Annotated in this window: 14 protein-coding genes and 1 pseudogene; 4 read left to right on the top strand and 11 right to left on the bottom strand. The window is 34.9% G+C overall.

Translation table 11 applies throughout. The features are described 5' to 3' along the window. A pseudogene (locus tag APF76_06995) lies at window positions 1-247 on the top strand. 56 nt (window positions 248-303) lie between these two features. Here APF76_06995 and APF76_06990 read toward each other — a convergent pair. From APF76_06990 to APF76_06940, 11 genes are all read right to left on the bottom strand, one after another. After that, a complete protein-coding gene (locus APF76_06990) occupies window positions 304-732 on the bottom strand; it encodes a hypothetical protein (GenBank protein KUO51972.1) in 429 nt (142 codons plus the stop codon). A gap of 180 nt (window positions 733-912) precedes the next feature. After that, entirely contained in the window at window positions 913-1,602 is a 690-nt protein-coding gene (locus tag APF76_06985; protein ID KUO51971.1) for a hypothetical protein, read from the bottom strand. Between the two features lie 133 nt (window positions 1,603-1,735). After that, the gene (locus APF76_06980) at window positions 1,736-2,647 is read right to left on the bottom strand and encodes a peptide ABC transporter permease (protein KUO51970.1); all 912 of its coding nucleotides are present in this window, start codon (window positions 2,645-2,647) and stop codon (window positions 1,736-1,738) included. Between the two features lie 19 nt (window positions 2,648-2,666). Further along, complete coding sequence (locus tag APF76_06975; protein ID KUO51969.1) at window positions 2,667-3,671, bottom strand: peptide ABC transporter permease; 1,005 nt, start codon at window positions 3,669-3,671, stop codon at window positions 2,667-2,669. A gap of 118 nt (window positions 3,672-3,789) precedes the next feature. After that, window positions 3,790-5,403 carry a peptide ABC transporter substrate-binding protein gene (locus APF76_06970; GenBank protein ID KUO51968.1) on the bottom strand — a complete coding sequence of 538 codons (1,614 nt, stop codon included), beginning with the start codon at window positions 5,401-5,403 and terminating at the stop codon, window positions 3,790-3,792. Between the two features lie 74 nt (window positions 5,404-5,477). Beyond that, window positions 5,478-6,458, bottom strand: a complete 981-nt coding sequence (locus APF76_06965; GenBank protein KUO51975.1) for a hypothetical protein — start codon at window positions 6,456-6,458, stop codon at window positions 5,478-5,480. 2 nt (window positions 6,459-6,460) lie between these two features. Further along, entirely contained in the window at window positions 6,461-7,432 is a 972-nt protein-coding gene (locus APF76_06960) for a peptide ABC transporter ATP-binding protein (protein ID KUO51967.1), read from the bottom strand. Window positions 7,433-7,732: 300 nt separating this feature from the next. Then, a complete protein-coding gene (locus tag APF76_06955; protein ID KUO51966.1) occupies window positions 7,733-8,350 on the bottom strand; it encodes a response regulator in 618 nt (205 codons plus the stop codon). Next, window positions 8,343-9,692 carry a hypothetical protein gene (locus APF76_06950; GenBank protein KUO51965.1) on the bottom strand — a complete coding sequence of 450 codons (1,350 nt, stop codon included), beginning with the start codon at window positions 9,690-9,692 and terminating at the stop codon, window positions 8,343-8,345. Before APF76_06950 ends, APF76_06955 begins: the two co-directional genes overlap by 8 nt. Before the next feature lie 7 nt (window positions 9,693-9,699). After that, complete coding sequence (locus tag APF76_06945) at window positions 9,700-10,293, bottom strand: hypothetical protein (GenBank protein ID KUO51964.1); 594 nt, start codon at window positions 10,291-10,293, stop codon at window positions 9,700-9,702. Between the two features lie 283 nt (window positions 10,294-10,576). Continuing rightward, window positions 10,577-11,551 (bottom strand): hypothetical protein, encoded by a 975-nt coding sequence (locus tag APF76_06940; GenBank protein KUO51963.1) that lies wholly within the window; start codon window positions 11,549-11,551, stop codon window positions 10,577-10,579. Window positions 11,552-11,711: 160 nt separating this feature from the next. Between APF76_06940 and APF76_06935 the strand changes: the two genes are divergently transcribed. The 3 genes from APF76_06935 (at window position 11,712) to APF76_06925 (ending at window position 12,698) form a co-directional block, all read left to right on the top strand. After that, window positions 11,712-12,056 carry a hypothetical protein gene (locus tag APF76_06935; GenBank protein ID KUO51962.1) on the top strand — a complete coding sequence of 115 codons (345 nt, stop codon included), beginning with the start codon at window positions 11,712-11,714 and terminating at the stop codon, window positions 12,054-12,056. Between the two features lie 110 nt (window positions 12,057-12,166). Continuing rightward, window positions 12,167-12,352, top strand: a complete 186-nt coding sequence (locus tag APF76_06930) for a hypothetical protein (GenBank protein KUO51961.1) — start codon at window positions 12,167-12,169, stop codon at window positions 12,350-12,352. 13 nt (window positions 12,353-12,365) lie between these two features. Beyond that, window positions 12,366-12,698, top strand: a complete 333-nt coding sequence (locus APF76_06925) for a hypothetical protein (GenBank protein ID KUO51960.1) — start codon at window positions 12,366-12,368, stop codon at window positions 12,696-12,698. Window positions 12,699-12,851: the final 153 nt, after the last annotated feature.

Raw genomic sequence — 12,851 nt, 5'->3', positions numbered from 1 at the left:
GCAGACTGTACAGCAGTATGAAAATCAGTCTGGCCAAGGTACTCAAGGATATGGTATGCAGGGCCAAGGTAGTCAAGCCAGTTATAGCCCACAACAGTTCCAGCAGGCTCTTCAGCAGCAACATCAAGAACAGACCTATGGAATCCAAAACTATGGCTATAGCGGCCAAAATAACGGAAGTCAAGCTTCATATGATCCACAACAGTTCCAACAGTCAATTTCGCAATATAGTCAAAAACAAAAGTAATTTTAAAGGAGACAGAAGAGTTCTGTCTCCTTTAATTACACTATCAAATTATAACTTTATCTATCTTTTGCTGTCCAGACTTGAAAACCCTCCTTGGTAAACAAAATAGCCTCTCTTGACGCTGTATATCTAACTATCAAAATGCTAGTTATTATGTCTTTGGCAGATAACATTAAATTGATTGTTAGAAAAGTTATCACTCCTGCTATTATTAACCATGACTTTGTTAAAGCCATAATTAATAGGGCTATCAATGTCAAATCTGTAAAAGGTGCAATTGTAATACTAATGGCCTGCCATTTAACCACATAATCTTTCACCATTACTCTAAGTCCAGGTTCTTTATGTAATATACTTTCTAATCCCAGTAACTTTGTCATGAGATACCTATAATATTCATGGGAATATATCCCCAATACAATACCTATAGCTCCAGAAACAAATAGTGCAGAATAAGAATAGGTATCTGGAGGAGTAATCGGCATCCACCTATTGAACAGCCAGGGAGAAGCTAGGCCAAAGAGCATTAAGAATAGTGGTAGCATTATTGTTGCAATACTATTTTTGAAAACTACTTCCTTTTTTAGATTTATAAGTCATCTCTCCCATATCCTCTAAATGTAGCAAAATACAAATACCCAAAGAGGTAAAGCTTTTAGCTTAATTTAGTTAGATTTTTTTGACAAATAGTTTACTGCACAAGTTAAGCTTGCCATTAATTGTGCAAAAGAATTTAAATTCTGAAAAGCTCGGTATTTCCTATTAATTTCCAACTGGATTCCAGAGCAATTCAGTTCCTCTACAACAAATCTTGTTATTGTATGTTGCTTTAAAGCAGGAAAATTATCTAAGGTTATCTTTTTTATGTCATTTTGTTGAAAACAGTTTTTTATCTCCTCTACAAAATTTCTTCTCTCTCCAAATGAAATGCCGTTCATTGATCCTATATCCACATCAAAAGGCCTCTCGCCAGAAGCTCCATGAATATCTATGACAAATTTTATCCTATGTTTTGTGACTATTTCTCTTATTTTTTCTTTAAAAATACATGGTTTATCAAAAGCAGGGTCACCACCATAAAGTTTAGTAGCTGCCAAACAATATGCATTGGTCTTATTATGAAGCACTACAGAAATAGCTCCTGTAAACTGATCAGATGGTTTGATTCTTTTCTTACGAATGTGCCTTACTGCATGTGGAGCAGTAATTAAAATGGGAATAGATCCCAAAAAAAACTTATATGGTTCTATCTCTTTAGGATTAACCCTGCGATCTGTTTTAACAAAATAAGTTTGTTCTATAGCAAATGCTTCTTCATTAATTCTTGTATTGATATATTCATTATACAATTTCATTATTGTCCACCTTTACAGCTCACTTTAGATTATGACCTATACTATTTTTCCATGTTTATAGCTAAAGTCCTGCCCATCTTTTAATAATAATAGTACAAAAAAAGATCAGCATTTAGCTGACCTTCTTACGTTGTTATTCTTTTAATCTAGGGTCTAAAGCATCCCTCAAGCCATCACCTAATAAATTGAAACCTAAAACAGTAAGCATAATTGCTAAACCTGGAAACATTACTGACCAAGGAGCTTGCCTTAAATATCCCCTACTATCAGCTAACATTGCTCCCCACTCAGGTTGTGGTGGTTGAGCTCCTAAACCCAAGAAGCTTAAACCTGCTGCTTCCAAAATTGCAGTACCAATAGTTAAAGTAGTTTGAACTATAATAGGAGCTAGGCAATTTGGTAAGACATGCCTTCCTATAATCTGCATATCTGTACAGCCAATTGCTCGTGACGCCTCTACATACTCAGTTTCTTTTACCGAGAGCACCGACGAGCGAACTATCCTTGCAAAGCGGGGGATATTAACTATCCCCACAGCAATCATTGCATTTTTTAAACTTGGTCCTAAAATAGATACTATGGCTAAGGCAAGTAAAATAGTAGGAAAGGCAAGCATGATATCTACAAAACGCATTACTAGAACATCCAGCCATTTGCCATAATACCCTGCCAATACTCCCATTAAGCTGCCAATAATTAATGCAATTCCTACTGAAATAACACCTATTTGTACTGATATAGATGCACCATATAAAATTCTACTAAAAACATCCCTTCCTTGAGAATCCGTGCCAAACCAGTTTTCAGAGGAAGGCGCTTGCTGTCTTTCCGCTAAAACTCCATTTTCTGGATCATGCGAGGTGAGAAGCGGAGCAAAAATAGCACAAAATAATAATAGGGCTATTAAGAACGCACCAAACATTGCTATTTTATTTTTTCTAAGTCTTTTAAACACATCCTGCCATAATCCCCGCACTTTCTCCTGCTCATCATTCTTTAAATTAGGTTGAGGATTGCCAGGTCGTTTCACAGAAGTTTCAGTCATAAACATTTTTCCTCCCAACCTATTCCATCTTTATTCTTGGGTCTATATGGTTATAAGTTAAATCTACTAATAAATTAACCAATACAAAGCAAACTGCAACTAACAATATTCCACCCTGCACTACTGGATAATCCCGAGCCATTATTGCGTTATAAAGTCTACGCCCCAAGCCAGGAAAGGAAAAAACTGTTTCAGTCAAAACAGCTCCACCTAATAAAAGTCCAACTTGTAAACCAATTACTGTAATAACAGGCAAAAAGGCATTCTTTATTGCATGTTTAAATATAACTACTTTTTCACTAAGACCCTTTGCCCTAGCAGTCCTAATATAATCCTGACGCATGACCTCTAGCATGCTAGACCGGGTCATACGTGCAATTATTGCCATGGGTATTGTAGCTAATGCAAAGCTCGGCATTGCCAGATGCCATAAAGTATTGATAAATGCTTTAAGATTACTAGCTAATAGGGTATCAATTAATAAAAAGTGCGTAATTCTAGGTATATCAAAACCAACATCAAGTCTTCCTGATGGAGGAAACCAACCTAATTTATAAGCGAATAGCCAAATCATCATTAGCCCTAACCAGAAAATTGGCATTGAAACTCCTACAAGTGCTCCTACCATACTTGCATTGTCAAATATTGAATACTGTCTAACAGCTGCTATGGTACCTGCAGCAATACCAACAACTATTGCAATTATCATAGCTACAACTGTTAACTCAATAGTAGCAGCAAAAGCAATCAATAATTCATGGCTTACTTCTTCATTTGTTATAATAGATCTTCCCAAATCTCCCTGCAAAGTATTAGTTAAAAAGTTAAAAAATTGTACGTATAATGGCTCATTTAAACCTAATTTTTCTTGAAGGTTGAGAATAGCAGCTTCAGTTGCCCTCTCACCTAAGATTACCCGTGCTGGGTCACCAGGAATCAAATGAATAATAGAAAATGCTAGTAAGCTTACCCCAAGAAGTACTGGTATTAACATTAAGAATCTTTTTAAAATATAATTTAACAATAGAATTACCTCCATTAGCGTACAAAGAAAAATCTGCCTCTCTAATTGCTTTTTGCGAATAGCTAATGCTATGGAATAAGTAAGGGGCCCGTAGGCCCCTTAAAGAACCAATCATCCTTTATTCTTCAATATCAACCATCCAGAAAGTAGATTCTCCACCTGTAGGATGTGGAATAAAGTTTTTAACAGATTTCTTGGCAGCTATGCCCTCGGTTGAGTGAACTAATGGAACCCAAGGGGCATCCTCATTAATAATAACTTGGGCATCTTCATATAACTTAGCCCTCTTATCTTGATCAGTTTCCTTTTGAGCTGCAACTAAAAGGTCATGAACACTTTGATTTTTATAAAATGCTACGTTTCCTGCAGAACCAACCTTTGCATTATCTTGATCAAGTAACACATATAGGAAGTTGTCAGGGTCTCCATTATCTCCTGTCCAACCTAATAAATATAGCTTATGTTCACCATATTCTCCTTTTTCCAAATAAGTAGCCCAATCCATTGTCACTATTTCTGTTTCTATTCCAACAACTGCTAACTGTTGCTGCAAAGCTGTAGCAATTTCTTTAGGCTGAGGCATATATGGTCTAGCAACAGGCATAGCCCATAATTCCGTTGTAAACCCATCTGGGAAACCAGCTTCAGCTAAAAGTTCCTTTGCCTTTTCAGGGTTATACTCATAATCTACTACCTCATCATTATATCCCCATAAAGATGGTGGTATAGGATTTTTGGCTGGTTTAGCCATTCCTGCATAAAATGCGTCAATTAATGCTTGCTTATCTACAGCATGATTGATAGCTTTTCTAACTAATGGATTATCAAAAGGCTCCTCCATCATATTCATGGCCATATAACCAACATTCATACTTGGACGAAGTAAAAGATTTAAATTTGCATCATCCTTAACAATTTGAGCATCTTCAGGACTTAAACCAATCATGATATCAATAGTACCTGCTTGTAATTCTAATAATCGTGCTGAATTATCAGGTATTGCTCTAAATACTAATTTATCCACTTTAGCAGTTTCGCCCCAGAAATCAGGATTTTTCTCTAAAACAATCTTGTCATCTTTTACCCATTCAACAAATTTAAAAGCCCCAGTACCAACAGGATTTTTAAAGTAATCTTGCCCATGCTCTTTTATAGCATCAGGACTAGATATTGCAAAACAGGGCATGGCTAAGTTGTTAATAAATGGAGCAAATGGATTGTTTAGTTCGATTTCTATGGTATATTCATCTACAGCTCTTACTTCTTTAACTGTACTGTCACCAAACATATATCCCCAATATTCAAATACTTCACCATCATGACGATATGGATTGCTTTCATCCATCCATCTATCAAAATTAAACTTTACAGCTTCTGCATTAAAAGGTGTGCCATCATGGAAATTTACACCTTCTCTTAATTTAAACTCCCATATCAAGCCATCCTTGTCTAGTGGTTCCCAGCTTGTTGCTAAGCCTGGAATTACATCAGTAGTATCAACATCATAATCTACCAAAGTATCTATGACAGGTCTAGTTACATAGAAGGATTCACCATCAGTAACATTTGCTGGGTCTAAACCTACCGCATCACCGCCTCGTGCAAAAACTAATACCTTTTCCTCTGTTTCCGGTTCATTTGGTTCATTTGTGGCATCCCCGCCACCGCAACCAGAAATTAATGACAAACTTAATAAAACAACTAACCCCACAATCCAAATTTTCTTCTTCAATTCTTTACCTCCTCAAATTATTAATCACACAATCTTATTTTATTAGACTAAGCACCTCCTTAAGTTAACATTAGTTATACATGATGACATGCCACAAAATGACCTGTTTTATCTCCAACTAACTGAGGTGATTCTTGTTTACAAATATCAGTTACTTTGCTACAACGAGTATGGAAAGTACAACCTTCAGGGGGATTGGAAGGACTTGGAACATCCCCGGTTAAAATAATCCTATTTTTCTTTAATTTAGGATTGGGAACAGGAATAGCCGATAGTAAAGCCTGTGAGTATGGATGTAAAGGATTTTTATATAACTCTTTATAATCAGCCACCTCAACTATTTTCCCTAAATACATAACTGCAACGCGGTCACTAATATGCCTTACAACACTTAAATCATGAGCAATAAATAATAAAGTTAGGTTTAATTGCTCTTGTAGGTCTTTTAGTAGGTTGATTACCTGGGCTTGAATGGATACATCTAAAGCCGATACTGGCTCATCACATATAATTAACTCAGGATCTACACTTAACGCTCTAGCAATCCCGATTCTCTGTCTCTGACCTCCACTAAATTCATGGGGATAACGTGATGCATGATAGCTGCTTAATCCCACAATCTCCAATAAATCTTGCACCCTCTTTTGTTGAGAAACTTTATCTCCTATTTGAAAGTTGCGCATGGGTTCAGAAATCATATCGCCCACAGTAAGACGCGGATTTAGTGATGCATATGGATCTTGGAAGATTATTTGAATGTCTTTACGTAAATGCCTCATTTTAGAACTATCCAGTTCCGTGATATCTTGACCTTTAAAAATAATCTTTCCATCACTAGGTTCTAATAAGCGTAATATACATCGTCCAGTTGTGGATTTACCACATCCGCTTTCTCCAACTAGCCCTAATGTTTCACCTTTTTTAATGCTAAAAGATACTCCATCAACTGCTTTCACAGCTCCAACCATTTTAGGTATTATTAGTCCTTTATTAATAGGAAAGTGTTTTTTTAAGTTTACAACATCCAAAACTATTTCAGCCATAAAATCCCCCATTTCTAATACAAGTGGCAAGCCACCAAATGTCCATCCCTAATTTTTCTTAAACTTGGTTTTTCATTCAAACATATTGGCTTAGCCATTTTACATCGAGGCGCAAAATTGCATCCTTCTGGTAAAAATCTTAAATCAGGGGGACTCCCCTCAATTGGTTCTAACCTTTGTTCCTCTTCATCAATAAATTTAGGTAAGGAAGCTAGTAATCCCCATGTATAAGGGTGCTGTGGTTTTTCAAATAAAGTTTCAACATCTGTATATTCAACAAGGTTTCCGGCATACATTACTAGAACTTGGTCACATAATTCAGCAACCACTCCTAAGTCATGGGTTATTAAAATAATTGCTGTATCTAGCTCATCCTTTAATTCAGTCATTAGTTCTAAAATTTGTGCCTGTATAGTTACATCCAAGGCTGTTGTTGGTTCATCCGCAATTAGTAATTCTGGGTTGCAGGATAATGCCATGGCAATCATTGCTCTTTGACGCATACCACCACTAAATTCATGGGGATAGTTATTAGCTCGAAGCTCAGCTTCCGCTATCCCTACTTTTTCTAGCATTTCTACAGCTTTCTTCCAGGCCATCTTTTTACTTAAACCCTGGTGTAAAACAACAGCCTCCGCAATTTGTTCCCCTATCTTTAGAACAGGGTTTAATGACGTCATCGGATCCTGGAAAATCATTGCAATCTCATTACCTCTAATCAATCGCATTTCTTTGTCCGATTTTTTTAATAGATCATTGCCTTTAAATAAGACTTCTCCATCTACTATACGCCCTGGAGGAATAGGTATTAGTCTCATAATTGACATAGCTGTGATAGATTTACCTGATCCAGATTCCCCAACTATACCCAATGTTTGTCCTTTATTTAGAGTAAAACAAACTCCATCAACGGCCTTGACCACTCCTGCCTCTGTATAAAACCGTGTTTTAAGGTTTGTTACTTCTAATATTGCTCTTTCAGCCAAGTCAAGTCCTCCTTGCTACTTCTACAAAATTTTGCCACATTTTTTTCTTAAATTAGAATAATTTAATTATTCTAATTTTGTATTCTAATACCATATAGAATATCACAAAATTTTAGATATTCTTGGTTTTTCTCTTTTTTCTCTTAAACAAAACTTAGCGAAGTATAAAACAAAACTTGGCTTCCGCCAAGTCCTTAGACGCAGGCGCAAGCCTTAGTCTTTGTGAATACTATCTACCTTGTTTGAAATTATACTTCTGATAGTACAAAAAAGCATCTATCTTTTAGAAAAAGATAGATGCTAATTCCTATTCTTGATCCAATATATGTTTTTGGGTCTACCTATCTTTCCATAGTCAAAATCAGTTTCCACCGTACCTTCTTCCACCAAATTTGATAAATATCGATGAATTGTTTGGTAGGCCAGATCTGTTTCCGCAACAATGTCATGGATGGTAACTGCTTTAGTTTGCTTTTCCAAAAAACTAATAATTATGGATTGGGTAGCCTTACTAATTCCTTTATTAACATAAATGTTGTCTGACTGTAACACCAGATTTGCTACCTTTAAATTTACCTTAATTCTAGCTATTAAATCCGGTGCCTTTATCGGCTTTAACGCAAAGTCGGTTGCTCCAGCATTTAATAACTCATCTGCTAATTCTTGTCTTTCATCAACAGTTAAAACCAGTATTGGTACATTCTTATTAATGCTTCTTATCGCTTCTATGGTTTTTAAGCCATCAAAAACAGGCATATGATAATCAACAATTATTAAATTAAAGGAACCTTGTTTAAATTTCGAAACCCCTTCATACCCATTTTCTGCTGTTTCGGTCTCCCAACCTGCAAAACTACAAATTTCTTCTAATGTATAGCAGATATCCAGATTGTCCTCAACAATAAGAATTCTACTCATAGTCCTTCACCCCCGGCAAAGTAATCATCACTTCAGTTCCATTACCCATATTACTGCTTATGGATATTTCCCCCTGATGGTTTTCAATCACTTTTTTGACAAAACTCATACCTAAACCACCAGTACTACTTTTCGTGGTAAATTCTATATTCCATATTTTTTTCAAATCTTCGGTTGCAATACCAACACCATTATCCTTGACAATAAAAATCAGCTCATTTTCTTGATTAGAATAGATCTGAACACTTATCTGGGGATCTTCCCTATCTTTTACAGCCCTTATTGCGTTTTCTATAACATTTATTAAAGCACGCGCCATTCTTATGCGATTAATTTTTATCAATGGGAGATCTTTTTCTATTTCGAATAGGCAATTTGGCTCAGTACCTTTAACGACAACATGAGCCCTTACAATTTTTAATAATTCCTCTACTGCAGTAATTCTCCTCTTTTCATTATTTAAGAACTCCGATATCATGTCATTTACATTATCTACAGCACTTTCTACCTTTTTGCAATAATCTTTTATATGATTATTATTAACCTGCAATTTGATTAATGATGTAAGGCCCGACACAGTCATCAAGGGAGACTTCAAGTCATGAACTAAATAGTGGAGTTCCTGCCATATTCTTGCTTCCTCAGCAACAGATTTAACTAGTCGCAATTCTCTTTCTTTTTCCTTCTCTCTTTTTTCACTAGCTAATCTGCGTGAGTATAAAATAGTTAATAATATCAGCAGTATACTACCAATTATAAGGGGGATAAATAAAGACAAGCTTACAAAGTTTAAAACTGTATTACTACCTAAAAAATCTGAACTAATTTTAATGCTAGTAATTAAATCTCTATATCCTACTTTATAATCGTTTAAAATAGTAGTAATTAACAAACTATAAAATGCAAAATTAAGCTGTATGAAAATAAATATGCTAGACAAATAATATTCTTCATGCTTATCAAAAATAATCAACAATATTAACTCACAACAAATAATGAAAAATAGAATTGCATATTCTGTTATGCTTCCATGTATAAGCATATTTAAGGTATAAAGAACTATAGTTAATATAGGTGCTAAGATAACCTTGTATATTAGTTTATTACCTTTTAAATAGTAAAAGGTAAAAGAATACGCAAATATATATACAAATAAATCATTAATACTTTCATAAATTACTGATTTTACTGCAGCCATTACCAGCAATCCAATGTTAGTATTAGTAATGCTACTTTCTATATCTTTCAGTATCTCATCTGAAAAGGGTACTGTTAGCTGTTTTATAGCATAGCTTACGAGAATAAAAGTAATAAATAATACTATCCACCAATACTTCTTCATAATTCACCTATTTATAAACTGAGTTTAATGGAATTTTTACTCTTTGGATATCTTTTACCAATGTAAATTGAATACTGTTCTCATTTGCCAATTCTCTAAAAAATGCTTCCTCTACTTTATTACTGATAGCTATTATATAGTCTGAATCTTTACCTACTAATTTTAACATTTCTTTATTATCTTCATCCCATCTCTTCCCCTTTCCTAAATAGACCATAATTACTGGTATCCCTTGGTCATTTGCTTTAGCAAGTAAATCCGAGATTCGTTTTTTTTCTTCAGAAATGTTTGTTGATATATTATCCATTCCAATTTTACTAACACCTACCACTATTATTAAGCTTTTTCTTCGATCTAGGTCATCTGTTTGAGAATTATAGCCATAAGTATTAGATATTTTTAATTGATCACACATTTTGGAGACTATCAATCCTTCGGGACCCTGACCAGCGACTGTTATTAAAGCTCTTTCCTCAGCAATGGGATAAGGTAAATGCGGTAAGGTATAGTCTAAATTCTTATTAGCTGCATACTGACAACCAACAAAAAATAGAATTATTATCACCATAAAGATGGTAATTAGTAAGACCCTAGCTTTCAAAACGTCCACCTTCTTTGACCAGTATAAATTTAACTAACAGTTTGTACCTGTTTATGTTATAGTATTTCAACATACATAGTTCAAAGTCCTACCTAATTGTTGTTATTTCAGTCGATTAGTCATTTTAAGGACAATTTAACTTAATCAAAGACTAAGTTGTAAAAATTAAATACCTAGAGTTTAAAAAAGACCCACAGTTAAAACCTCTATCTAATGTAAAACGAACTAAAAGATTAGGTTCTAAAATATGAGCCATCTGATTAAATTTTTGAATAACCTTGTATTAATGTATAGGTTCTGCTGTCTGAAGTGAGTTAGCAAAACCCTTTAAGTCTGATATATTTTCCTCTTCTTTGCCCATCATATCTGATAATGTTTTTGCAGCACCCTTCGATTTGATCATTTGACTAAACTGGTCATACTGTCTGATTTTTTGTTGCTTGATTTCAATTGCATGATCTATCACTTGGACAGCATTACTTAACCGGGGTACGTTATTTAAACTTTCAGGAGAAACTACTGGTCTACCTCCAAGTGTTATTATGTCTTGAGCAATCTTGTTTAAGTGTTGCATGTCTTCTATTGATAGAGCCCTCAATCTAGGAGGTATAGCCATATCCATACCCAATAGTATTGAACCGTATATAAGGGTTATTATTGATTGAATCTCTAATTCAAAAGCATCTAGTAAAATATTTATATCATAGGATACAGGGCCTGCTCCCTCAGGTGATGGAAGTACCGTGTCAATTAAACCTGTCTTTTCTATCTGATCATATATTTGAGTCCTCATTTGTAGATGAGCGTTTTCTTCCCTTATCTGATTTAAGAGAGTTACTTTAATCTCCTGATCATTTGTAGCGTCCAACGCTTCAGACAAATTTTTGATGCCGTCCTGTTCACTTTCAAATATCATGGTAAGCATTTCCTTATAAGTTTTTGGAGGCGTTAACCTAGAGGTTTTTAGCCGAGGATTATGACCTATCTTACATAGAATTCTTCCTATTGTCTCGGCATGCCTCATTTCATGGATTGCGTGGCAAATAAGCTGATGCTGCATATCCTTAGAGTATCCAAAATAGTCGACAGAATAGGCATTTTTTGGAATGGAATATGTCGCTTGTAGGTACATCGCCATCCTATTTAACTCATCACCCAGTATTTTTTGTAGCCTTGTAATAAGCTCCCCAGAAATCTGTTTTTCCTGAGTAGGACTAATGCAATCTATTGGTCTATAATTTGTTCTATAGATATCCAAAAATTTATCCTCCTTTTAAGTGTTTTAAATGATTTAATAATCCTTATCCTCCTATTAGTATTTACTTTTAAGGTAAATTTTTAGTCTATTTCGATTTCCAATAATATCTAACCTTTGGTATAATATATTTAAAATAAAGTTTCAGGAGGAAAATCAATCCATGGTTAAAACCGTTGATATCAAAAATGTCGAATGGAGACCTCACCCTAATCCTAAGTGTGTAAAAACATATCTTAAGCCTCTCCTAACCCCAGCAGATGATCCGAACCTAAGAACAGCTCTAATGAAGATAGAACCAGGCGGAATAATCCCAGCACATACCCATGAAACCCTCGAATTTTTCTATTTTCTAGAAGGTGAAGGAATAATGACTAAAGGAAAAGTAGAGGAAAAAGCAGTTCCCGGACAGGGAGTTAATGTTCCCCTTGGAATTACACATGGACTTAAAAATGAAACATTGTACGATTTGGTATTTTTATCTTGCTTTGCCCCAGGCAATAAATAATACTATCTAAAAACATCCATTTTAATAAAATGGATGTTTTTTTACATCTATTTAAAATTATTGGAAATAATAATCCTGTAAATAATGACTCACATAGGGGAGGTGAATGCATGTCTCATATATCAAATATAGAACTAGAAAACTTGAGACACTTTATTGGTGATCTTACTTTAAAAGCCGCTAAGTGTCAGACCTATGCTCAGCAATGTAACGATCCACAGTTAAGAAACTATTTTAACTCATCAGCTCAAATGGAATCCCATGCTCTGCAAACTTTAAAACAATTTTTAAATTAGGAGGTGTATTTAAATGTTAACTGATAAAGACATGGCAATGGACTCTTTAGAAGCAACAAAACATTTTGTTTCAGAGCTTACGAAAGCTGCTATGGAATGCTCAAACCCGTCATTGAAGAATACAATTACACAAATGCGAAATCGAACTGAACAGTCTCAACAGGAAATTGCTCAAATTACTCAAAGCAAGGGCTGGTATATGCCCTCACCCCCTGCTGATCACTCTGACATCCAAAGAACACAACAGTTTTTTAATCAACCAATGCAGCAAATGCCTTCACCTCAGATGGGGAGAGATATGCAGCAAATGCACCCACAGTACGGCGGGCCCATTAGATATCAATAACAACTTATTAAAGTATTTAGTTAAAACTAATTAGCCGTAAATAGATAAAAAAAATTTTTTAAACAATACGAAAGGAGATTGCCAGATGCAGGGAAGAGTAGATAAAAGCAACCCAATTGGAAGAGTTAAATGCGTTGTTAACACTTGTCAGTA

Source organism: Desulfitibacter sp. BRH_c19, from assembly GCA_001515945.1.
Taxonomy (GTDB): Bacteria; Bacillota; DSM-16504; order Desulfitibacterales; family Desulfitibacteraceae; genus Desulfitibacter.
The sequence above is the reverse complement of the archived record's forward strand: the minus strand, read 5'-3'. Positions and strand labels throughout refer to the sequence as shown.